This window comes from Delftia sp. ZNC0008, from assembly GCF_000799035.1.
Classification (GTDB): Bacteria; Pseudomonadota; Gammaproteobacteria; order Burkholderiales; family Burkholderiaceae_C; genus Comamonas; species Comamonas tsuruhatensis.
This window is the reverse complement of record NZ_JTKZ01000841.1, coordinates 1-21,782: the sequence shown is the minus strand read 5'-3', so window position 1 is coordinate 21,782 and position 21,782 is coordinate 1. Positions and strand designations below refer to the sequence as shown.

Here is a 21,782-nt window from a genome sequence, read left to right as displayed (position 1 = left end):
GCCTTCTTCTGAGCCGGAGGATCTGAGCCGCTCAGGACAGCTCGCGTCCCTTGAGTTCGGGGATCAGAAAGGCCGTGGCCAGCATGTCCAGCACATAGATGGCCGCCAGCAGGGCGATCGCTACCTGGAACGAATAGCTCATGGCCAGCGCACCGATCACCACCGGGCCCAGTCCGCCCACGGCGCGGCCGATGTTGAACAGCACGTTCTGCGCGGTGGCGCGCGCCTCGGTGGGGTAGGCCTCGCTCATCACGGCGCCGTAGCCGCCCATCATGCCATTGACGAACAGGCCCATGAGGGCGCCTGCCCAGAGCATGGCCGTGGGATCGGACAACTGCGAATAGAGCACGACCATGATGACCGAGCCCAGCTGGAAGATCAGGAAGCTGGGCTTGCGGCCGATGCGGTCGGCCAGCTGGCCGAAGACCCAGATGCCGACCATCATTCCCACCACGGTCACGGCAGTCCAGATCGAAGACTTGGTCAGGCTGAAGCCCAGTTGCTTGGACAGGAAGCTGGGCATCCAGATCATGATGCCGTAGTAGCCGAAGTTCTGGACCGAGGTCAGCACGATCACACCCAGGCTGACCTTGGCCGTGGCGCGGTCCTTCACCAGCAGCTTCAGGCTTTGCAGCACCGGCATGCGGGCCGAGGGCGTGGCGGACTGCTGGCGCTTCACGAAGACCTCGGGCTCGTGCAGCTTGTTGCGGATCACCCAGGCCACCACGGCCGGTATCACGCCCACCAGGAACATGCCGCGCCAGCCTATGAGGGGCAGCAGCAGCGGCGTCAGCAGCGCCGCACCCAGCACACCCATTTGCCAGCCCAGGGCCACATAGGACGAAACGCGCGCGCGGTGGCGGGCAGGCCAGGCCTCGGCAGCCAGTGCCATGCCGATGCCGAACTCGCCGCCCAGGCCGATGCCCGCAATCGTGCGGTAGGCCAGCAGGTCCCAGTAGCCCTGCGCGAAGGCGCACAGGCCCGTGAACACGGCGAACAGCATGATGGTCCAGGTCAGCACGCGGATGCGCCCGTAGCGGTCGCTGAGCAGGCCGAAGAAGATGCCGCCGAACACGGCACCGATCAGCGTCCAGGTCACCAGCGAGCCGGCCTGGCCCGGCGTGAGGTGCAGGTCGGCCGAGATGGCCGACAGCATGAAGCCCAGGATCAGCAGGTCGAAGCCGTCCATGGCATAGCCGACGGCCGAGCCGGCCAGGGCCTTCCAGCTGTAGCCATTGACCTGGGTGGCATGGGCGCCGGCATGCGTGTCTGTGCTGGCGCCGGCAGCATTGGCTGCGAGCGCCCCGGAGGAAGTGGTGGTCACGTGAAGATCCTTGAAAGCCAGGACGGCGCGCGCTCTCGCTGGGGTGCGGCACCGCGCAAAACGCCTGCGCCGCCGGCTGAGCCGGCGTGCGGGCACGCTGCGCGTGTGCTGCATCCTGGGAAGGCGATGGGCACGGGAGTCCTGGTGGGAAAACAAGCTGGGCGGCCGGCATGCCGGGGCATGGCAGGGGCTGCGCGCAAAGACAGAGCGCAAGGTGCAGCGCCAAAAGACCGCTTCTGCAAAAAGCGAAAGCCCTGAATCGGCTGGGCGATCAGGGCTTGGAGGTCGTGGGCAGGCCCTGAGAGGAGAGGGCGGCCCATGCGAGCGGGCGAGATGGTAAGGCAAGTCGCCAGCCAAGGCAAGCTGCGGGGCTTATGCCAGGGTGCTGGGTCTTTGGCCGGGGCGCCAAGGGTGCTCGTGCTAGGCTGGCGCCCGCTGCGGCCATTGCGCCGCTGGCGCGCCCCATTTCTGCCCGGGTCCGCCTATGACCTTGCGGTGCAGTGCGGCGATATCTCGCAGGTTTTGCCAATAAAAACAATTCTCATTACAGTTTGGCATTCCGAGTTCTCCAACCTCCGATCCTTTCTGCCATGCATCCCATCCTGATTGCAGCCGCCCTGGCCCTGGGCGCGGCCGCCCCGATGAGCCAGGCCGCAGCCGCCGGCACCGTTCAACAGCCCGTGAAGAAGAGTCTCTCCGTTGCAGAGGTGGTCAAGCATTACGGCACCCTGGTGCACGCCAATTACTCGGACTCCATCAGCTCCGCCAAGACCATGCAGAAAGCCATTGCGGCCTTTCTGGCGGCGCCCAGCGAGCAGGGCCTGAACCAGGCACGCAAGGCCTGGCTGGATGCCCGGGAGTACTACGGCCAGACCGAGGCCTTCCGCTTCTACGCCGGTCCCATCGACAACGATGAAGGACCCGAAGGCCAGATCAACGCCTGGCCCATGGACGAGTCCTATGTGGACTATGTGGAAGGCAACCCCAATGCCGGCATCATCAACAACCGCAAGGAAGCCATCACCAAGAAGCGCCTGGCCGAACTCAACGAGCATGACGGCGAGGAGAACGTTTCCACCGGCTGGCACGCCATCGAGTTCATGCTCTGGGGCCAGGACCTGAATGACAAGGGACCGGGCGCGCGTCCCTACACCGACTTCGTCGATGGCAAGAAATCCAATGCCGACCGCCGCCGCGAGTACCTGAAGGTGGTGACCGAGTTGCTGATCGAGGATCTGCAGTCGGTGGCCGACCAGTGGAAGCCCGGCTCGCCCAAGAATTTCCGCGCCCAGTTCGAGAAAAAGCCCGACGACGCGCTGCGCCGCATCTTCGTGGGCCTGGGTTCGCTGTCGCGCGGCGAGCTGGCCGGCGAGCGCCTGGAAGTGGCGCTGGCCAGCCGCGACCAGGAAGACGAGCACTCCTGCTTCTCGGACAACACGCACCGCGATGCCGTGACCAATGCCCAGGGCATCCTCAACGTCTGGCAGGGCAGCTACAAGCGCCTGGACGGCAGCGAGCTGCAAGGCCCGGGCATCAGGGACTGGGTGGCCTCCAAGGACAGCGCGCTGGCCGACAGGACCACGCGCCAGATCACGCAGTCGGTGCAGGCGGCCCAGGCCATTCCCGCGCCGTTCGACCAGGCCATCCAGGGCGCGCGCGACTCGGCCTCGCGCGCCAAGATCCAGGCCACCATCGACAGCCTGGTCCAGCAGAGCAAGGACCTGGTGGAGGCGGCCAATGCCGTCGGCATCACCCAGCTCAACCTGGTGGACCCCAAGGCCAACTAAAAGAGCATTCACCCCAAGCGTCCAACCCCTCTCACGCCCATGCGCCAAGGCCGCCGCCCCCGAAAGGGTTCGGCGGCCATGGCTTTTCCAGGGACGTCCCCACCCATGAATCTCTCCCCCTCGCTGCTGGTCGCTGCCTCCCTGGTCCTGATGGGCTGCTCGGCCCAACAGCAGGACACGGTGGCTGCCGCGCCAGCGCGCGCGCCAGTACCGCAGCCTGCTCCCGATCCAGCTCTTTTGTTCGCGGCACCGGGCGAGCCCCTGCCCCCGGGCGGCCAGACCACGGTCCACGCCACGGGCCGCAACGCCTTCTCGCTGCCCGCCGCCAACCTGGACGATGCAGAGCGCACGCGCTTCGTCATCGGCAACTCCTTCTTCAAGCGCAACTGGGTGCAGGCGCCGGCCTCCACCACGGCGCGCGATGGCCTGGGCCCGCACTTCCTGGCGCGCTCCTGCGGCGGCTGCCATGTGCAGGATGGCCGCGCCCAGCCGCCCGACTTCCACAACCCGCTCAAGCCCCAGCCGTTCGCGGGCCTGCTCATGCGGCTGTCCATTCCGGGCGAAGGCCCGCACGGCAGCCCGGTGCCGGAACCGGTCTATGGCGACCAGTTCAACACCGAGGGCGTGCTGGGCGTCAGGGGCGAGGGCCAGCTGCGCATCCGCTATGAACAGGTGCATGGCCGCTTTGCCGACGGCACGGCCTACACGCTGGAAAAGCCGGTCTACGAGCTGGCTGCGCTCAACTACGGCCCCCTCGCTGCCAACCTGATGACCAGCCCGCGCATTGCGCCCCAGGTCATCGGCCTGGGCCTGCTGGAGCACATCCCGGAGTCCGAGATCCTGGCCAACGCTGCCGCCCAGGCGGCCCTGGGCGGCCCCATCAAGGGCCAGCCCAACTATGTCTGGGATGCCTACGGCGAACGCATGATGCTGGGCCGCTTCGGCTGGAAGGCCAACGTGGCCTCCATTGCCCACCAGACGGCTTCGGCCTTCCTGGGCGATATCGGCATCACATCGAAGCGTTTCCCGCACCAGACCTGCACGCCCGCGCAAAAGGACTGCCTGGCCGCGCCCAACGGCAACGGCGCCGAAGGCGTGGAGATCGAGGACCGCGTGCTGGACGACGTGATCTTCTACCAGGCCACGCTGGCGCCGCCTGCACGGCGCAACGCCAGCGACCCTGCCGTGCGCCGTGGCGAGGCACTGTTCCACCAGGCCCAATGTGCACAGTGCCACCGGCCTTCGTACAAGACCGGCGGCGCGCTGTTCCCCGCGCTGTCGCCGGCGCTCAGCAGCCAGGCGCTGTCGGGCCAGACCATTGCGCCCTACACCGACCTGCTGCTGCACGACATGGGCGAGGCCCTGGCCGATGGCCGGCCCGACTTCAAGGCCTCAGGCCGCCAGTGGCGCACGCCGCCGCTGTGGGGCATAGGCCTGCTGCCCGATGTCAACAACCACCAGCGCCTGCTGCACGACGGCCGTGCGCGCGGCGTGCTGGAAGCCATCCTCTGGCACGGCGGCGAGGCCGAAGCCGCGCGCGAACAGGTGCGCCAGTTCAGCGCCGAAGACCGTGAAGCCCTGGTCAAATTTGTGGAGTCCCTCTGATGCAAGACATGCGCATGACCCCTCGCCAAATCCTTTGTGCCGCCGCGCTGGCGCTGCTGGCCGCAGCCCCTGTCCATGCCCAGGAAGTGGATGCCAACATGGCCATTCCCTTCTACAACACGGCCCACGCCGTGCAGGGGCTGTACGGCCAATGGTTCTCGCCCGAGGCCAAGGCCGCGCAGGCATCCGCCCAGGCGCTGAGCCAGGCGCTGCGCGCACACTGCGCGGCACCTGCGGGATCGGCTGCCGCCACGCTGCAGACGGCGCGCCAGGCCTATGTGCAATCGTCGCGGCAGTGGAGCAGCCTCTCGGCCGTGGCCCTGGGGCCGCTGGTGGAGCGCCGCTCGGCACGCCTGGTGGACTTCCGCCCCATGCGCCCGGCCCTGCTCAAGAAGGCCATACAGTCGGCCCCCGCCGATCTGGCCGCCATGGAGCGCATCGGCGCACCCGCCAAGGGATACCCGGCGCTCGAGAACCTGCTGTGGACCCAGCCCGTGGAGCCGCAGACGCCGGCCTGCGCCTATGCCACCCTGGTGTCCGAGGAAATCGGCGCCGAGATGGGCATCCTCCGCAATGGCTTTGCCAAGCTTGCCGCCCAGGACTGGTCCGAGGACGGCGATGCCACCACCGAAGCCATGGCCGAGTTCATCAACCAGTGGGTCGGCGGCCTGGAGCGCCTGCGCTGGGCGGACATGGAAAAGCCCTTGCGCAGTGCGGGCAGTGCAGGCAGCAAGCCCCCCGCCTGGGAGCACCTGGCCAGCGGCAGCACCGTCGAGGTCTGGCGCGCGCACTGGCAGGGCCTGCGTACGCTGGCCGTGAGCGTGGACCGCAAGGTGCCCCGGCCCGGCGTGGACATCGTGCCCATCGAGTCCTACCTGCGCGGCCGTGGCCTCAACCCGCTGGCCGACCGCTGGCTCACGGCCGTCAACGAGGCCGATGCCGGCATGCGCGCCCTGACCGAGCCGAGCGCCAAGGCCGTCGATGCCGGCACCAAGCCGCTGTCGCGCCTCAAGCGCCTCATGGAAGGCGAGGTGGCGCCTGCGCTGGAAGTCAACATCGGGTTCTCGGATGCCGACGGGGATTGAGCAGGCGCTGAATCGCCGCCGCTGGCTGCAGGGCCTGGGTCTGCTGGCTGCCATGCCGCTGGCAAACTCCCATGCGGCCAGGCCGTCTGGACCGGCACGGTCGCTGGCTGCGGCCTGGATGCAGGGTGACCAGATGCGTGTCGGCATCGTGCAGGCCAGTGCGCAGGTGGACAGGCCGCTGCAGGTGCTGCAGGCCCTGGATGTGCCCACGCGCGCCCACGGCATGGCCGCGCTGCGCGACGGCTCCGTGGTCTTTGCCAGCCGCCGCCCTGGTGACTGGCTGGTGCGCCTGAAGCCCGGACAGGCCGCCGAGGATGCGCAATGGCAGTGGATAGAGCCCGACCGCTTCTTCAACGGCCATGTCATCGAAAGCGCCGATGGCCGCCATCTCTACACCACCGAGACCGACCTGGAAGATGCCCAGGGACTGATCGGCGTGCGCGATGCCATCACCTTGGAGAAGATCGCCGAATGGCGCACGGGCGGCATGGACCCGCACCAGCTGCTGCTGGACGCCGACGGCACGCTTATGGTCGCCAACGGCGGCATTCCCACGCAGTCCGAGACCGGCCGGCGCAAGCTGCAGCTGGACCACATGGACTCGTCCATCGCGCGGCTGTTGCCGGCAGAAGGCGGCGCCCGTGCCGGCCTGTGGAAGCTGGACGACAGCCGCCTGAGCCTGCGCCACCTGGCCTGGGGCCCGCAGGTCGCCCACGCGCCCGCGCGCCGCTGGCTGGGCATTGCGCTGCAGGCCGAGCACCGCGACACCGAAGCGCGCGCCGCCGCGCCCGTGCTGGCCCTGTTCGATGGCCACCGTTTGCATGCCGTGCCCCTGCCCGAAGGGCGCGAGCCCCTGGCCGGCTATGGCGGCGACATCGGTTGCGACGGCCAGCTCTTCGCCGTCAGTTGCCCGCGCGTGAACACCGTCACCTGGTGGCAGGTGCCCGGCAACGGCCAGGCCAGCGGACGCTGGCTGCGTGGCGATGCCATGCCAGGCGTGTACTGCGTGGCCAACGCAAGCGTCTCGCTCGATGCCAACGGCCGGCCCCTGCCTGCCGAGCCCGCGCTGTGGATGGGCGGTGCGCGCCAGGCCCAGCTGCGACAACGCGGCCAGGTGTTGCGCACGGTGGCGGTGCCTGGAATGGCGCTGGACAACCACTGGATTGAGCTGAAGAGCCGCCGCTAGCAGCCGGGGGAGGGCGGCGAGCAGGGTGCGCTCCCGGCGTGCCCGCGCTCTGTTCGTCGGGCAAGAAAAAAGGGTCTACGCTTGCACGTAGACCCTTTTCTTTGTTTGGTGGCGCTTCACGGACTCGAACCGCGGACCTGTGGATTATGATTCCATCGCTCTAACCGACTGAGCTAAAGCGCCGTAAGACCTAAATTATATGCAGAATTTTTGGTCGATCCGGGAAGTTGTGCAAATTTCTCGAAATTTCTTTGCGAGAGGCCTGCAGTGCCTTGCCGGAAGACGCGCATTGTAGCGTGTCTTTCAGCAGGTTCAGAGATGTTTGAAGTTTGCGGAGCGCTTGTTGACGAAGGCGTCCATGCCTTCCTTCTGGTCCTGGGTGGCGAACAGCGCGTGGAACAGGCGGCGCTCGAACATGACGCCGTCGGCCAGCGAGCCCTCGAAGGCGCGGTTCACCGATTCCTTGGCCGCCATGACGGCGATCTGCGAGAAGCCGCTGATGATGATGGCGGCGCCCAGGGCTTCGTCCATGAGCTTGTCGAAGGCCACGACGCGGCTGACCAGACCGGCGCGCTCGGCCTCGGTGGCGTCCATCATGCGGGCCGTGAGGGCCATGTCCATGGCCTTGGACTTGCCCACGGCACGTGGCAGGCGCTGCGTGCCGCCGGCGCCGGGGATGACGCCCAGCTTGATTTCCGGCTGGCCGAACTTCGCGTTGTCGGCGGCGATGATGAAGTCGCACATCATCGCCAGCTCGCAGCCGCCGCCCAGGGCAAAGCCGCTGACGGCGGCGATCACGGGCTTGCGGATGCTGCGGATGGTCTCCCAGTTGCGCGTGATGTAGTCGCCCTTGTAGGCGTCGGCAAAGCTGTACTTGGCCATGGCGCCGATATCGGCGCCGGCCGCAAAGGCTTTCTCGCTGCCGGTGATGATCATGCAGCCGATGGCTTCGTCGGCATCAAAGGCCTGCAGGGCCTGGCCCAGCTCGTTCATAAGCTGGTCGTTGAGCGCGTTGAGCTGCTTGGGGCGGTTGAGCGTGATGATGCCGACCTTGTCGGCTTCGACGCGAACTTCAATCATTTCGTAGGCCAAGGGAGTCTCCTGCTGGGGTTGTCGTCGTGATGCTCAAGAATAACCGGCCAGGGGCGCGGGTGCGCGTGTGTGCATGTGCGCGCCTGCACCGCGTTTCACGGCGTGCCGGGAGCCTGCGGGCTGTCGGCGCGGCCGCCCAGCCAGCGTCCCACGGCCTCTTCGTCGGTGATTTCCAGGGCGAGGTTGCTGGGAGACGGGAGCTGTGGAGCGCTGGAGATGGCAGCTTTTGCATCGCCGTTGTCCGTTTTCTCGACCATGGCGGCCTCGCTCAGCAGGGCCGAGCCCCAGGGCAGGGTGAAGGCCAGGATCTGGCGGTCGCGGGCCACCCAGGCCACCATCTCCAGCGCCGTGCCTGCGTACAGCGCCACATCGTCCAGGCGGGTGATGCGCCAGCGTGCGGGCTGTGCATCCTCGGCCCCGGTGGGCAGCTCGATGGCCAGCCATTCGTCGCCGGCCATGAAGCCTGCGCGCTCGGCCAGGCTGCCGCGCAGCACGGTCTTGACGGTGATGCCCTGGCTTTCCTGTACGCGCAGGCCCAGCCGCTGGGCAGTCTGCGCCGGTTCGGCCTTGGCCTGCACGCCCTGGGCGGCCAGCAGCTCGGCCAGCGGCAGGTCGTCGGTGCCGTGCACCCATTGCGTGATCTCGGGGGCGAAGCTGCGCCCGCCCAGCTCCTGCAGCACGGCCAGCACATCGGCCTCGCGCATGGGGCCGCCCTGGCAGCGCTGCCACAGCGCGCGCATCACGTCGTCCAGCGTGCTGCGGCCTTCGCGGCGCAGTTGCAGGTCCAGGGCCAGCGCGACCAGGCAGCCCTTGGTGTAGTAGCTGACGGTCTGGTTGGGCGTGTTCTCGTCCTGGCGGTAGTACTTGACCCAGGCGTCATAGCTGGCCTGGGCCACGGACTGCAGGCGGCGGCCCGGTGTCTGCAGCACCTGGTTGATGGTGCGCGTGACCAGCTTGAGGTACTGGGCGTTGTCGATCAGGCCGGCGCGGCGCAGCAGCAGGTCGTCGTAGTAGCTGGTGAAGCCTTCGAAGAACCACAGCAGCTCGGTGTAGTTCTCCTGCCCGTAGTCGTAACGTGCGAATTCTGCGGGGCGCAGGCGCTTGACGTTCCAGGTGTGGAAGTACTCGTGGCTGATCAGGCCCAGCAAGGTGGTGTAGCCCTCGGCGGCCTTGCGCTCGCCCACGCGCGGCAGGTCGCGCCGGCCGCAGATCAGGGCCGTGGAGTTGCGGTGCTCCAGGCCCCCATAGCCGTCATCGACCACGTTGAGCATGAACACATAGCGCTGCATGGGCGCGGGCGTGGCCTGCTCGCCCGTACCGTGCCAGAAGGCCAGCACGGTCTCGCAGATCCTGCGTGCATCGGCAACCAGGCGCGCGCCGTCGAAGCTGGGCGCGGCGCCCGCAACGACGAAGCTGTGGGGCACGCCCGCGGCCACGAAGTCGCCACGCCAGAAGCTGCCCATCTCCACGGGGCAGTCCACCAGTTCGTCGTAGTGGGCAGCGCGGTACAGGCCCCAGCCGCGCGCATCGGCGTCCACGGCGTCCAGGCCGGTGGCCACCTGCCACGATGCCGTGGCGTCCGATGCAAGCAGCTGCAGCGTATGCGGCGTGTCTTCCTGGCCGTGCACGCGCAGGCACAGGCTGGTGCCGTTGAAGAAGCCGCGGCGGCGGTCCAGCCAGGCCGTGCGCACCGAGCTGTCGTAGGCGCAGAACTGGTAGCTGAGCACCAGCGGCACGCCGGCTGCGCAGTCGACCTGCCAGAGGTTCTTGCCCTGCTGGGCCAGCGCGACGGGACGGCCGTCCTGCTCGGCAGACAGGTCCTGGAGGTTCTTGGAGAACTCCCGCACCAGATAGCTGCCGGGAATCCAGACTGGCAGCGACAGGGTCTGGCCGGCGGCCGGGCGGGCGATGTGCAGCTGCACGCTGAACAGGTGCGCGTCCACATCAAGGGCCTGCACGCGGTAGTGGATGTCCGCTGCGGCAGTGGCAGCGGCGGTGGCGGCGAGGGGAGAGGTCATTCGGGCTCCTGCAGGTGTGGCCTGGAGGCTGCCCGGGCCCGCTGCGGCGGGCTGGAGCCGGGAAGCTCCGGCCAAGGGGAATCAGAGGGGCGGGCCCGGCATCAGGCCCGCGAGGTGGCGATCAGCGCGCGGCTGCGGCCAGGTTCTTCTCGACTTCCTGGGCGCTGATGGCGCCAGGCACTCGGGTGTTGTTGGTGAAGATGACGGTGGGCGTTCCCGTGATCTTGTACTTGCGGCCGAAGGCCAGGTTGCGCTGCACGGCCGAGGTGTCGCATTGGGCAGCGGCCGGTACCTTGTCGCGCAGCATGTGGTCGGCCCATGCACCGGCCTGGTCCTTGGCGCACCAGATGTTGCGCGATTTCTCGGCCGAATCGGGGCTCAGGATGGGGTACAGGAACAGGTAGATGGTGACGTTGTCCACGTTCTGCAGGTCGCGTTCGAAGCGCTTGCAGTAGCCGCAGTTGGGGTCCTCGAACACGGCCATCTTGCGTTCGCCCTTGCCGTGGACGATGGTCACGGCGTCCTTGAGCGGCAACTGCTTGAAGTCCACCGCCGTCAGCTGGTTCATGCGGTCTTCGGTGAGGTTGCGGCGTGCCTTGGTGTCGATCAGCTCGCCCTGGATCAGGTAGTTGCCCTTGGCGTCCGTGTAGAACAGATCCGTGCCAATGCGCACCTCGAACAGGCCGGACATGGGCGTGGGGCGGATTTCGTCGATCTTTTCCAGCTGGGGAATGCGCTCGGTCAGCGTCTTGCGCAGGTTGGCGTCCTGGGCGTGAACACCGAGGCTCCAGGTCAGGCTGGCAGCCGTCAGCAGGCAGGCGAAGAGTTTCATGGCAATGCGGAGGTGGGCGGGGCCGCGTTCAGGCCGGCCGCGCCGTGGTTGAGGGGGGAGTGCGCAGCGCAGTGCGCCACGGAGCACGGGTACGAGTCGCAAATCGGCAAAGGGTTCAACGGCAAGCATTCCTGCATGCCGGGCTCAGGCGCCGCTGCGCGGGTCCAGGCCCATGGCCTGGCGCGCCATCCAGTCCTTGAGCGGGCCGAAGCGCTCGAAGCCCTTCATGCCCCAGTTGCGCAGCATCTGCACCGGCACCTCCGGTCGGCTGAACAGCTGCTGCAGCCCGTCCATGGCCAGGCCCATGGGCGCCAGCGCGGCCTTGCGCTCGCGTTCGTAGCGGCGCAACAGGCGCAGATCGCCCGTGCTGCGCCAGTAGCCGCGCTCCTGCAGCACGCGGGCCAGCGCCTGCACATCGCCCAGGCCCAGGTTCAGGCCCTGGCCTGCCAGCGGGTGCACGTTGTGGGCCGCGTCGCCCACCAGCACCCAGCTGCGGGCCGAGCGTGCATCGCCGTCGGGCATGGAGCCGCACCAGTGGTCGGCCACGGCCTGCTGCAGCGGCCAGGCCATGCGCGGTGCACTCAGCTCCAGCCGGCCCAGTGCGCCCTGGCTGATGGCTTCCAGCCGCGCCGTGAAATCCTGCGTGTCGGCGGCCAGCCAGCCATCGGCCAGCTCGCGCGCAATGGACCAGACCACGGCCACGCTGTGGCCTTGGGGGCCTTCCAGCGGAAGCAGGGCCAGGATGCCTTCGGGCGTGAACCACTGGCGCGCCACCTGGCCGTGCGGCAGCTCGCAGTGCAGCCGGGTGGCGATGGCGTGCTGTGCATAGGGCGTGACGGCGAAGTCCACGCCGAACTCGCTGCGCGTGCGGCTGGCACGGCCTTCGCAGATGGCCGTCAGCGGCGCGGCCACGGGCTGGTGCACCACCTCGACCATGGGCTGGTAGCGCACGGCCTCGGCCAGGCGCTGCTCCAGCGCGGGCACATCGACGATCCAGGTCAGGGCGTCGACGTCCTGGCGGGCAGCGTCGAACAGCACATGGCCGTCCAGGTCGCCAAAGACTTCCATCTGCGTCACGGGCGTGGCGTGCTCGTCGTCCGGCCAGCAGCGCAGGCTGTCCAGCAGGCCGCGTGCGCTGGCATTGAGCGCGTAGGCGCGCACATCGGGCGCGTTGCCGGTGGGAGCGGCCACCACCAGGGCCACGCGCAGCCGTTCCCGGGCCAGCAGGAGAGCCAGGGTCCGGCCTGCGATGCCGGCCCCGCGTATACATACATCAAAGGTTTGCGCCATGGCCGGCATTGTAGGAGTCCGGGCCATGCCGGGGATTCCAACTGGCGCAAACTCCGGCTTTGGCGTGATGTGCCGCAGCCTGCGTCGCCATCTGGCATATTGCCGCCCATCGCATGGCGCCATTCGCGCCATGGATGGCATACACACTCCAGATTTCCCCAAAAAGAGCTATCCGATGTTTGACCAAGAAAGAGACGTGCAGGGCCGCATTGCCCAGTTGTGGGTATATCCCGTCAAATCCTGCGCGGGCATCGCGCTGCAAAGCAGCGGCGTCGGCGCCACGGGCCTGGCCTGGGACCGCCATTGGATGGTGGTCGATGCCAACGGCGAATTCCTGACCCAGCGCGACCATCCGCGCATGGCCTGGATACGCCCCGAGCTGGAGGCCGGCCACCTGGTCCTGCATTTCCCCCAGCTCCCGCCCTTGCGCATCCCGCTGCAGGCCACGGGTCCGGTGCGCCAGGCGCGCGTCTGGTCGGATGGGGTCCAAACCTGGGACATGGGGCCGGAGGCAGCGCGCTGGCTGACCCAGGCCCTGGGCGCGGATTGCGCCCTGGTGCGTTTCGACCCGGCCGCGCCGCGCCGCACCAGCGAGCGCTGGACAGGCGGCGAGGCCGCGCCCGTGCACTTTGCGGACGGCTACCCGCTGCTGGTGCTGAGCCAGGCGGCCGTGGATGAGCTCAACCAGCGCCTACAGGCCGCCGGCCAGCCCGCCGTCGATGCCCGCCGCTTCCGACCGAACATCGTGATCGAGGGCCTCGAGGCCCACGACGAGGACCGGGTCGACGGGTTCGACGTGCTCGATGCCCGGGGCCTGCGGCTGCGCATGGCCAAGCCCTGCACACGCTGCCCCATTCCCGACATCGACCCCGTCACGGCCGTGCAGGGCACCGCCGTGGGTGATGCCATCCGTGCCTACCGCCAGGACGACCGTGTCGATGGTGCCATCACCTTCGGCATGAATGCCGTGCTGGAAGGCCTGCACGACGGGGCTGAACTGGCTGTTGGCCAGTCCGTGGCCGGCGACTGGCAGTTCGCCTGAAACGACAGGAAATGCCCGGTTGACTAAAATACGGGGTTTGTCCCCAGAATCCCTGTAGAAAGCCCTGCCATGAGCCTCAAATGCGGCATCGTGGGCCTGCCCAATGTGGGCAAGTCCACTCTCTTCAACGCGCTGACGAAGGCCGGCATCGCCGCCGAGAACTATCCCTTCTGCACCATCGAGCCGAACACCGGCGTGGTGGAAGTGCCCGATCCGCGCCTGCAGAAGCTGGCCGACATCATCACGCCCGAGCGCATCGTCCCGGCCATCGTCGAATTCGTGGACATCGCCGGCCTGGTGGCCGGCGCCTCCAAGGGTGAAGGCCTGGGCAACCAGTTCCTGGCCCACATCCGCGAAACCGACGCCATCGTCAACGTGGTGCGCTGCTTCGAAGACCCGAACGTCATCCACGTGGCCAACAAGGTGGACCCCATCGCCGACATCGAGGTCATCCAGACCGAGCTGTGCCTGGCCGACCTGGCCACCGTCGAGAAGGCGCTGAACCGCTACAGCAAGGCCGCCAAGTCGGGCAACGACAAGGAAGCGGCCAAGCTGGTGGCGCTGCTGACCCCCATCCAGGCTGCGCTGGACCAGGGCAAGCCCGCACGCACGGTTCCCGTCTCCAAGGAAGACGCGCCCCTGCTCAAGCAGTTCTGCCTGATCACCGCCAAGCCCGCCATGTTCGTGGGCAACGTCAGCGAAGACGGCTTCGAGAACAACCCGCTGCTCGACAGCCTCAAGGCCTATGCCGAGGCGCAGGGCGCTCCCGTCGTGGCCATCTGCGCCAAGATCGAGGCTGAAATGGCCGAGATGAGCGACGAGGACCGCGACATGTTCCTGCAGGAACTGGGCCTGGAAGAGCCCGGCCTGAACCGCCTGATCCGCGCCGGCTTCGGCCTGCTGGGCCTGCAGACCTACTTCACGGCCGGCGTCAAGGAAGTGCGCGCCTGGACCATCAAGGTCGGCGACACCGCCCCCCAGGCCGCAGGCGTCATCCACGGCGACTTCGAGCGCGGCTTCATCCGCGCCCAGACCATCGCCTTCGACGACTTCATCGCCTTCAAGGGCGAGCAAGGCGCCAAGGACGCGGGCAAGATGCGCGCCGAAGGCAAGGAATATGTCGTCAAGGATGGCGACGTGATGAACTTCCTGTTCAACGTCTGAGGCGGCACATGCTGCAGCGGGGCTGCTAAAGCAGCTCCCGCGCTTCTCGGAAAAACCGCGCTTTGCGCGGTTTTTTCTTGCCAGGAACGTTTCATTTCCACGCGCTGAGCCGCCATGGACAATGGCGCCTTTCCATTGGGGAAAGAGAGACCTTGAAATGGACCGCCCGCATTTCAGATTCCATCCCGGCGCCTACGAAGCCGTCTTCGAGCAGGAAGAGGGTGTGTGTTCCTGCTGCGGACAAAACCGCAGCCTCAAGTACGAGGGCCCGTTCTACAGCCAGCAAAGCCCCGACTACCTGTGTCCCTGGTGCATTGCCAGCGGGCAGGCTTGCGAGACATACGACGGCGAACTTGTGGGATACACCGATATCGAAGGCGTGTCGCCTGATCCGGCCGACCCCGAGCCCACCATCGCCAGGGAACTGCTGCTGGAAGTAGCGCAGCGCACGCCTGGCTACAGGGCCTGGCAGCAGCCTGTGTGGCTCACGCACTGCAATGCACCCTGTGTCTTCCTGGGTCACGCCGACAGGCAGACCATCGAGCCTTTCCTTGCTGAAGTCCTGCCCGACATTGAAGGCATCTACAGGAACAATGCGCAGTGGATGCTGGAGCGCATGTCCACGGACGGCATGATTTCCGGCTGCCTTTTCCAATGCGTGCATTGCGACAGGCATCGGCTGCATATGGACGTGGGATGAATCCAATGACCACCTACGCCAGTCTCTCCACCCAGACCGGCATTGCGCTGCCGCCGCTGGAGGCTTGGATAGGTACTGGCCAGCGTCGCGTGGAAACAGGATGCGCGCGTTGAAGGCTCAAAGCAGCGGTCTCATGGTCCAAGTCCATAGAGCGTCAACGGCGGGCAGTTGTGCGGTTTTGCCTCAGATTCCACATAGCGGTTCAAGCACTCCACGTTCAGCTCGGTTTGATGCCGTTCTTCCTTGGTCAATTGCTTGATGACTGCATCGGCTGCAAGCGAATTGCGATAAGAAATCTCTGCTTCCTGGATATGCCGGCGCCAATCAGAATTCTGTGCGGGTTTTCGCTGCCTGATCTCCCGCAGCAGTTGCAATCTCGCTTCGGCAAGCTCATTGAATGCACGCGGAGTGGGATAAAAACCAACGCTGTCGCCAAATGCCTTGATGGCAGCGCCCCAGTCCTTGCGTTGCTTGCGTTTCAGCCCTTCTTCGAAGGATTTTCTTGCAGTCACCTGGTCTGCCTTGGAACCATTCGTCCTGAGCCAATCAGCCACAGCCTGTGGATTGCCCTCCTCCTCCTTGGAGAGCATGGGCGCCATGGCTTCTTTGGAAGAAGCCCATGACAGGTGGGTTGTACTAACGCACAACAGCAACATTGCCAACAGTTTTGCCATCACCGGTCCTGCAGAGAATAAGGTAGCGATAAAGTTGATTCCAGGCAGCTGGCTCCACTGTGATGCAGCCGGCGCTTTCTCTTCCCGGGTGCAGATAGCGGTCGTCCTGGAACGCGATCGCTTCTCCACGGCCAAGATAGAACCATGTTTTTGCATAGGGTGTGATGCTTGAATATCTGATGCCACCATCATGAGGATGGTCCGGGATTTGAATTGGATGTACTCCAATCTCTATCGGATTTTCTGGCCAAGTGAAGGCTTTGACCGAGCCAAAACGGTAGTTGAGAGTCTTTCTGCTGAGGCTGAATGTCAAATTTGCAGAGCTTTTGTATTCAGGTCGTTGAGAGCTGATGTTTCCAGAAATTACGGAGAATTTTTTGTTTCTATGTACACCTTTCGTGATTGTGAAGTAATCTCTCCCGCCACTTGATGTGGTCAAGTCAATCTGCAAATGCTCAGGGATGGAAATAATCTCCCCCGTGGGATCACGTTTGACGCGTAACCATCCATCAGATCCTCCTGTTACATATCGCTTTTTTGGCATATGTAGCCTCTCCTTTTTTAGTTGGATTAATTTTTCTTTTAAACGATATTTTTCCAATTCTTCAAATTACAAAGGGTAACTTTTTGCAATTCGGTGTCGTGCTATCGCCTATCGGGTGTGAGGTTCATGCTCGATGTGTCCGGGTAAGAGGTCGTCGGCTGATGCGAGGGTTGGACCTGGAGCTGTATGATTTCCAGCCGTCTGAATGGTAAGAGCGCGATGTCTGAAATAACATGAATTTGAGTCTCCAGAAAATTCTATTGCTCGTCAATTGACCATGAATCCCCTCATCGACTACGCCAATCTCTCCAACCAGACCGGCATTGCGCTGCCGCCACTGTTGAGCGACCTCCTGGCATCGGGAAAGACCGTCTACGGCCCGGATTGGGCAGCCACCTGGCGCCAGCGCTGCCTGCAGGACCCGCCCTTGTTCATGAGTTGGCAGGACTTCGAATGGATAGACGCCGAAGGCAGCCGGGAAATCATCGAGGGCTGGCTTCATCCTGGCGCACAGAACGGCCGGAGCTTTTTGCCATTCGCCCAGTCGGGCGCCGGCGATGCCTGGTGCCTGACACCGCTGGACGCGCATGGCGTGGGTGTGGCGCTGGTGTTGCACGATGACGAGGCCAGCAGTCTTTCGCACGCCTGCTTCGATGTCTTTGTCTGCGCGGGATTTCTGCAGGCCTTTGCGGACCTGAGCGATCAGCTGGATGAATTCTCGGAGCCGGAGGCTTTGCAATTGTTGCGGGCCGATGTCGCACAGACCACGCGCTTCATGAAGCAGGAGTTGGCTGACTATCTGCAGGATTTCTGCCGGCGTCCCTTGGAGATCAGGCCTTGGCGCGACGGGCCCCGGGCGCGTGTTCGCCAGGTGGCTTCATTGATTTCACAGGATGAACTGGCGGCCGAACTGGACAGGCTGCCCGCCGTGGACCTTTCCTTTCCCGTCGTGGCGCGCTGGGAAGTGCGTTCGGTGGAGGAGGGCGGCACGCGGTCCGGCCCTGCGCCAGAGCCAGAGCCAGAGCCCGCAAAGATCGACTGGCGTACCCTTGCCGCCGATCCCCTGCAGAAGATGGCGGCCATCAGGGCCTGCCAGAGCGAGCATGGCTGCAGCCTGGGACAGGCCAAGGCCATGGTGGACCAGCACCTCGGCGGCCGTGTGAACGCGCACGCCTGACCGGGGGCACGCCGGCGCCTTCAACCCACCATAGCCATCCATCCCGCCAACCGACCGCCTTCACCCTCCAGTTCCGCAGTCCCTCCCATCCGTGCCGAACTCTTCTTCGGGAATGCAAGGCAGATGCTCCGTGGGGGCCTGGACATTGAACTTCCGATCGTGCCGGATCGCTCTGCAGAGGCCCAGGCTGTTTCGGAGCGAGCGCCGTAAGATGACCCGTCGTCACCCGACAGGGTGAAAAGACAGGCCCGAGCACGGTAACGCCAGCAAGAAAGGAATCACGTCCTATGGATAAGCAGGCGCTTGGCGAACGCGATATCTGTACCAAGTTCATCACGCAGGCTATGGAAAAGGCTGGATGGGACGCCCGGACCGAGGTGCGCGAAGAATTCCCTCCGGACGGACTCAGGGCCACCAGCGGGGGCGCAGTATGAGCACCCACCTGCCCGCCGACTATCCGGCGCTGCTGGCCGATATCAAGCAGCGTGTCCGCCATGCCCAGACGCGGGCCATGCTGGCGGTCAATGCCGAATTGATCCGCCTGTATTGGGATATCGGGGCACTGATCGACCAGCGCCAGAAGCGGGAAGGCTGGGGTGCCGCAGTCATCCCTCGGCTGGCCAGGGATCTGCACAACGAACTGCCGGAGGAAAAGGTTTTTCCGAGCGCAACATCAAGCGCATGCTGGCTTTTTATCGCGAGTATCCCTCTCTGGCTGCCACAGCCGGGAGCACAGAGAAAGTGCCACAGGCCGTGGCACAACTTGCCCCCAGCGAAAAAGTGCCACAGGCTGTGGCACAAAGCCGCCTGGCGCCGGGGGTGGCGGCAGATGGCGCACAGGTGTTTTCTCCTGATGTTCTGCTGTCCCTGCCGTGGGGCCACCATGCCGAGCTGATCGCCAAGGTCAAGGAGCCGGGCGCACGCCATTGGTACATGTGCGCAGCCATCGAAAACGGATGGAGCCGCAGTGTCCTGCTGATGCAGATCGAGACAGCCGCGCACCTGCGACAAGGCAGAGCTGCCAGCAACTTCGCCTTGCGCCTGCCTCCGCCGGATTCCGACCTGGTACAGCAAACGCTCAAGGACCCTTACCTGTTCGACTTCCTGACGCTGGAATCAGGTTTCCATGAGCGTGAGTTGGAAACCGGTCTGATCACCCATCTGGAAAAATTTCTCCTGGAGCTGGGTCAGGGCTTCGCCTTTGTGGGGCGCCAATACCACCTGGACCTTGCCGGAGACGATTTCTACATAGACCTGCTGTTCTACCATCTCAAGCTGCGTTGCTACGTGGTCATCGACCTCAAGCGGGGCGATTTCAAGCCGGAATACGCGGGCAAGATGAACTTCTACTGCAACGTTGTGGACGACAGGTTGCGACACGCAACCGACCAACCCACCATCGGTTTGATCCTGTGCCAGAAACCCAATCACGTGCTGGCCGAGTATGCGCTGCGCGGCGTGGACAAGCCCATCGGCGTTTCCGGTTTCGAGCTCACCCGTGCCTTGCCAAAAACCCTGCAAAGCAGCCTGCCCAGCATCGAACAGATCGAGCGCGAGCTGGGAGGCGGGCATGAATGAGCACACCGCCGGGTTGCTGGAAAAGTACCTGCGACAGCTCGAACGCCGCGGGTAGTCATGCGATAGAAAAACACGCCAGCGCTCAACAGGTTGAATTTGACCGTCCGATGGCCCGTGGCGGTCTGCTGTGCCGGGCTCGAAGCCGCCCCTGCAACCCACCATAATCACCCATCCCGCCAACCGACCTCCCTCACCTTCGTGCCCCACCCCACCAGTCCCGCAGCCTCTCCCATCCATGCCGAACTCGTTGCCGTGCTGGCGGCGGTGACCCAGGGCACACCGCGCGTGCTGACCACGGCGGACGGGCAGTTGCTGCCGGCGGGGCCGTTCGAGGTGGGGCACCGTTCGCTGCAGGCCGGCCTGCGCGCCTGGGTGGAGGAGCAGACCCATCACCCGCTGGGCTACATGGAGCAGCTCTACACCTTTGCCGATGGCGATCGCACCGATGCCAGCGGGGCGCGCGTGATCTCGGTCAGCTACCTGGGGCTGACGCGCGAATCCGCGGACCGCAGCGCGGGGCAGGCCGTCTGGCAGGACTGGTACCGCTACTTTCCCTGGGAAGACTGGCGCGGCGGCGAGCCGGCCCTGCTGCGCTCCCACATCGCTCCGCGCCTGCATGCCTGGATGGCCGAGGCGCGCGGCGCCCAGCGTGCGCTGCGGCGCCAGCGCGCGGACATCGCCTTCGGCCTGGACGGCGGGCCCTGGAACGAGGACATGGTGCTGCAGCGCTACGAGCTGCTGTACGAGGCCGGACTGGTGCAGGAGGCGGCCCACCGCGTCCATGGCGCGGCCGCCATGCTGCCTGGCGAGGCCATGCACCACGACCACCGCCGCATCCTGGCCACGGGCATGGCGCGGCTGCGCGCCAAGATCAAGTACCGGCCCGTGGTGTTCGAGCTGATGCCGCCCGAGTTCACGCTGCTGCAGCTGCAGCAGACGGTGGAGGCCCTGGCCGGGCGCGGGCTGCACAAGCAGAACTTCCGCCGCCTGATCGAGCAGCAGGATCTGGTCGAGGAAACCGGCCAGCTCACGGTGGGCTCGGCGGGCCGGCCGGCCAAGCTGTTCCGCTTTCGCAGCGATGTGCTGCTGGAGCGGGCCATCTCCGGCAGCAAGCTGCCGCTGGCCAAGGGCATCGACGGTTCCCCCTGAGCTGCACGGTACTTGCCCGATTGTGACAATGGCTTGACAGCACTTATGCTCGTATCTAGCATAAGTTCCTCGCTCAAGCCCGCAAGGCCGCGCGCCACATTTTTTTGACCTACATATACTCAAAATGAGCATTAATACTGCCAATGCCCTCAGTGCCCGCCTGTCTGTGCCGCCGCTGCCCGACCTGATGCTGGAGCCGCTGGTGCGCTCGGCCCTGCTGGAGGACCTGGGCCGCGCGGGCGACCTGACCACGGATGCCATCGTCCCTGCGGACGCGCAGGCCGAACTGCGCCTGGTGGCGCGCCAGGAGGGCGTGCTGGCCGGGCTGGACATGGCGCGGCTGGCGTTCCGTGCGCTGGATGCGCAGTCGCGTTTCGAGCCGGTGCTGCGCGATGGCAGCGAACTGGCGCCCGGCCAGGAGATCGCGCGCATCCACGGCAGCGCGCGCGCCATCCTCACCGCCGAGCGCGTGGCGCTCAACTACCTGTGCCACCTGAGCGGTGTGGCCACGGCCACGGCATCGATCGCGCGGGCCATCGCCGATACGGGCGCACGCGTGACCTGCACGCGCAAGACCATGCCGGGCCTGCGCGCGCTGCAGAAGTACGCGGTGCGCGTGGGTGGCGGCAGCAATCACCGCTTCGGCCTGGACGATGCCGTGCTGATCAAGGACAACCACATCGCGCTGGCCGGCGGCGTGGCCGAAGCCCTGGCCCGGGCGCGCGCGGGCGTGGGCCACATGGTGCAGATCCAGCTGGAGGTGGACACGCTGGAGCAGCTGGAGGTGGCGCTGTCCCTGGGCGTGGAAGTGGTGCTGCTGGACAACATGGACCTGGACACGCTGCGCACGGCCGTCTCCATGGCGCGCGGGCGCGCGGTGACCGAAGCCTCGGGCCGCATCACGCCCGAGACGGCGCGCGCCGTGGCCGAGACCGGCGTGGACCAGATCGCCGTGGGCTGGATCACGCACAGCGCCCGGGTTCTCGACATCGGCCTTGACACCTGAAATGAGGCACCCCCTGAGCCGCTGCGCGGCTTCCCCCGTGTGCACGGCACCCTCTCTCGCTGCGCGGGAGGGGGGCGTCCGGGCAACCGGCGACACCCTGGCTGCGGGGCGGCGCGGCCGGCTCAGGCCCTTGCTCGGTGTCCCTGAGTTGGGCTGCGCCGGTTTTTTGCACCTAGCCCAGTGGAGCAGTTGCCATGTTTTTTGAAGGGTGTACCTTGAAGCGACGAAGACTCTGGACGCTGGCGGCCTGCGCGCTGCTGGCGGGCGCATCGGGGCTGTGGCTGGCGGCGCCGGGCAAGGCCGGCACGCGCCTGGAGCGGCCCATCACCATCGTCGTGACGTTTCCGCCGGGCGGCGGCACGGACCTGCTGGCGCGGCGCCTGGGCGAGCAGCTGCAGCAGCGCCTGGGCCAGACCGTGGTGGTGGAGAACCGTCCCGGCGCCAGCGGCAACATCGGCGCCCATGCCGTGGCCCAGGCCGCAGCGGACGGCAGCACCTTGCTGATGGCCAACAGCTCGTTCGCCATCAA

18 protein-coding genes, 1 tRNA gene and 1 pseudogene are annotated in these 21,782 nt (G+C 66.0%); 12 read left to right on the top strand and 8 right to left on the bottom strand.

What is annotated here, in order from left to right; genetic code table 11:
• Positions 1–31: 31 nt before the first annotated feature.
• Positions 32–1,189: an MFS transporter gene (locus tag L995_RS26945; RefSeq protein WP_231574542.1), complete on the bottom strand. Its 1,158-nt coding sequence runs from the start codon at positions 1,187–1,189 to the stop codon at positions 32–34.
• A gap of 725 nt (positions 1,190–1,914) precedes the next feature.
• Here L995_RS26945 and L995_RS26940 point away from each other — a divergent pair.
• The 4 genes from L995_RS26940 (at position 1,915) to L995_RS26925 (ending at position 6,987) form a co-directional block, all read left to right on the top strand.
• Positions 1,915–3,111 (top strand): imelysin family protein, encoded by a 1,197-nt coding sequence (locus L995_RS26940; protein ID WP_047474419.1) that lies wholly within the window; start codon positions 1,915–1,917, stop codon positions 3,109–3,111.
• 105 nt (positions 3,112–3,216) lie between these two features.
• Positions 3,217–4,716 carry a di-heme oxidoreductase family protein gene (locus L995_RS26935; protein ID WP_047474417.1) on the top strand — a complete coding sequence of 500 codons (1,500 nt, stop codon included), beginning with the start codon at positions 3,217–3,219 and terminating at the stop codon, positions 4,714–4,716.
• Positions 4,716–5,801, top strand: a complete 1,086-nt coding sequence (locus tag L995_RS26930) for an imelysin family protein (RefSeq protein ID WP_047474415.1) — start codon at positions 4,716–4,718, stop codon at positions 5,799–5,801. Before L995_RS26935 ends, L995_RS26930 begins: the two co-directional genes overlap by 1 nt.
• Entirely contained in the window at positions 5,785–6,987 is a 1,203-nt protein-coding gene (locus L995_RS26925; RefSeq protein ID WP_047474413.1) for a DUF1513 domain-containing protein, read from the top strand. The genes L995_RS26930 and L995_RS26925 overlap by 17 nt, the downstream gene beginning before the upstream one ends.
• Before the next feature lie 106 nt (positions 6,988–7,093).
• Here L995_RS26925 and L995_RS26920 read toward each other — a convergent pair.
• The 5 genes from L995_RS26920 to L995_RS26900 all read right to left on the bottom strand — a co-directional run bounded on the left by L995_RS26920 (position 7,094) and on the right by L995_RS26900 (position 12,219).
• Positions 7,094–7,170, bottom strand: a tRNA-Met gene (locus L995_RS26920).
• 129 nt (positions 7,171–7,299) lie between these two features.
• Positions 7,300–8,079 carry an enoyl-CoA hydratase gene (locus tag L995_RS26915; protein ID WP_047474411.1) on the bottom strand — a complete coding sequence of 260 codons (780 nt, stop codon included), beginning with the start codon at positions 8,077–8,079 and terminating at the stop codon, positions 7,300–7,302.
• Positions 8,080–8,174: 95 nt separating this feature from the next.
• Positions 8,175–10,097, bottom strand: coding sequence for a M61 family metallopeptidase (locus L995_RS26910; RefSeq protein WP_047474409.1), 1,923 nt, complete (start codon positions 10,095–10,097; stop codon positions 8,175–8,177).
• A gap of 121 nt (positions 10,098–10,218) precedes the next feature.
• Positions 10,219–10,929: a DsbC family protein gene (locus L995_RS26905; RefSeq protein WP_034364245.1), complete on the bottom strand. Its 711-nt coding sequence runs from the start codon at positions 10,927–10,929 to the stop codon at positions 10,219–10,221.
• Between the two features lie 144 nt (positions 10,930–11,073).
• Positions 11,074–12,219, bottom strand: coding sequence for an FAD-dependent monooxygenase (locus tag L995_RS26900; protein ID WP_026062153.1), 1,146 nt, complete (start codon positions 12,217–12,219; stop codon positions 11,074–11,076).
• Between the two features lie 175 nt (positions 12,220–12,394).
• Between L995_RS26900 and L995_RS26895 the strand changes: the two genes are divergently transcribed.
• The 3 genes from L995_RS26895 to L995_RS26885 all read left to right on the top strand — a co-directional run bounded on the left by L995_RS26895 (position 12,395) and on the right by L995_RS26885 (position 15,125).
• Positions 12,395–13,261: an MOSC domain-containing protein gene (locus L995_RS26895; RefSeq protein WP_047474408.1), complete on the top strand. Its 867-nt coding sequence runs from the start codon at positions 12,395–12,397 to the stop codon at positions 13,259–13,261.
• Positions 13,262–13,330: 69 nt separating this feature from the next.
• Complete coding sequence (ychF, locus tag L995_RS26890) at positions 13,331–14,425, top strand: redox-regulated ATPase YchF (protein WP_016447967.1); 1,095 nt, start codon at positions 13,331–13,333, stop codon at positions 14,423–14,425.
• A 157-nt stretch (positions 14,426–14,582) separates the two neighbouring features.
• Positions 14,583–15,125 carry a CbrC family protein gene (locus L995_RS26885; RefSeq protein WP_047474407.1) on the top strand — a complete coding sequence of 181 codons (543 nt, stop codon included), beginning with the start codon at positions 14,583–14,585 and terminating at the stop codon, positions 15,123–15,125.
• 131 nt (positions 15,126–15,256) lie between these two features.
• On the opposite strand, the gene L995_RS26880 is transcribed toward L995_RS26885, so the two are convergent.
• Together L995_RS26880 and L995_RS33550 are read right to left on the bottom strand one after the other, a co-directional pair.
• Positions 15,257–15,799 (bottom strand): hypothetical protein, encoded by a 543-nt coding sequence (locus tag L995_RS26880; protein WP_156136146.1) that lies wholly within the window; start codon positions 15,797–15,799, stop codon positions 15,257–15,259.
• Positions 15,762–16,400, bottom strand: a complete 639-nt coding sequence (locus tag L995_RS33550) for a hypothetical protein (protein ID WP_156136145.1) — start codon at positions 16,398–16,400, stop codon at positions 15,762–15,764. Before L995_RS33550 ends, L995_RS26880 begins: the two co-directional genes overlap by 38 nt.
• A gap of 220 nt (positions 16,401–16,620) precedes the next feature.
• Here L995_RS33550 and L995_RS26875 point away from each other — a divergent pair, with 220 nt between their 5' ends.
• The 5 genes and pseudogenes from L995_RS26875 to L995_RS26855 form a co-directional block, all read left to right on the top strand.
• The gene (locus tag L995_RS26875) at positions 16,621–17,520 is read left to right on the top strand and encodes an SMI1/KNR4 family protein (RefSeq protein ID WP_047474405.1); all 900 of its coding nucleotides are present in this window, start codon (positions 16,621–16,623) and stop codon (positions 17,518–17,520) included.
• Between the two features lie 430 nt (positions 17,521–17,950).
• A pseudogene (locus tag L995_RS26870) lies at positions 17,951–19,098 on the top strand (PDDEXK nuclease domain-containing protein).
• Between the two features lie 198 nt (positions 19,099–19,296).
• Entirely contained in the window at positions 19,297–20,247 is a 951-nt protein-coding gene (locus tag L995_RS26865) for an NUDIX hydrolase (RefSeq protein ID WP_013804059.1), read from the top strand.
• 124 nt (positions 20,248–20,371) lie between these two features.
• Positions 20,372–21,253 (top strand): carboxylating nicotinate-nucleotide diphosphorylase, encoded by an 882-nt coding sequence (gene nadC / locus L995_RS26860; RefSeq protein ID WP_047474403.1) that lies wholly within the window; start codon positions 20,372–20,374, stop codon positions 21,251–21,253.
• 194 nt (positions 21,254–21,447) lie between these two features.
• The coding region (locus L995_RS26855; RefSeq protein ID WP_269431538.1) for a tripartite tricarboxylate transporter substrate-binding protein at positions 21,448–21,782 on the top strand (335 nt) is incomplete at its 3' end.

Bases quoted from the DNA above. Each gene is read 5' to 3' on its own strand.
- L995_RS26945 (WP_231574542.1), bottom strand. From the start codon at position 1,189: ATGGACGGCTTCGACCTGCTGATCCTGGGCTTCATGCTGTCGGCCATC.
- L995_RS26940 (WP_047474419.1), top strand. From the start codon at position 1,915: ATGCATCCCATCCTGATTGCAGCCGCCCTGGCCCTGGGCGCGGCCGCC.
- L995_RS26935 (WP_047474417.1), top strand. From the start codon at position 3,217: ATGAATCTCTCCCCCTCGCTGCTGGTCGCTGCCTCCCTGGTCCTGATG.
- L995_RS26930 (WP_047474415.1), top strand. From the start codon at position 4,716: ATGCAAGACATGCGCATGACCCCTCGCCAAATCCTTTGTGCCGCCGCG.
- L995_RS26925 (WP_047474413.1), top strand. From the start codon at position 5,785: ATGCCGACGGGGATTGAGCAGGCGCTGAATCGCCGCCGCTGGCTGCAG.
- L995_RS26910 (WP_047474409.1), bottom strand. From the start codon at position 10,097: ATGACCTCTCCCCTCGCCGCCACCGCCGCTGCCACTGCCGCAGCGGAC.
- L995_RS26905 (WP_034364245.1), bottom strand. From the start codon at position 10,929: ATGAAACTCTTCGCCTGCCTGCTGACGGCTGCCAGCCTGACCTGGAGC.
- L995_RS26900 (WP_026062153.1), bottom strand. From the start codon at position 12,219: ATGGCGCAAACCTTTGATGTATGTATACGCGGGGCCGGCATCGCAGGC.
- L995_RS26895 (WP_047474408.1), top strand. From the start codon at position 12,395: ATGTTTGACCAAGAAAGAGACGTGCAGGGCCGCATTGCCCAGTTGTGG.
- ychF (WP_016447967.1), top strand. From the start codon at position 13,331: ATGAGCCTCAAATGCGGCATCGTGGGCCTGCCCAATGTGGGCAAGTCC.
- L995_RS26885 (WP_047474407.1), top strand. From the start codon at position 14,583: ATGGACCGCCCGCATTTCAGATTCCATCCCGGCGCCTACGAAGCCGTC.
- L995_RS26880 (WP_156136146.1), bottom strand. From the start codon at position 15,799: ATGGCAAAACTGTTGGCAATGTTGCTGTTGTGCGTTAGTACAACCCAC.
- L995_RS26875 (WP_047474405.1), top strand. From the start codon at position 16,621: ATGAATCCCCTCATCGACTACGCCAATCTCTCCAACCAGACCGGCATT.
- nadC (WP_047474403.1), top strand. From the start codon at position 20,372: ATGAGCATTAATACTGCCAATGCCCTCAGTGCCCGCCTGTCTGTGCCG.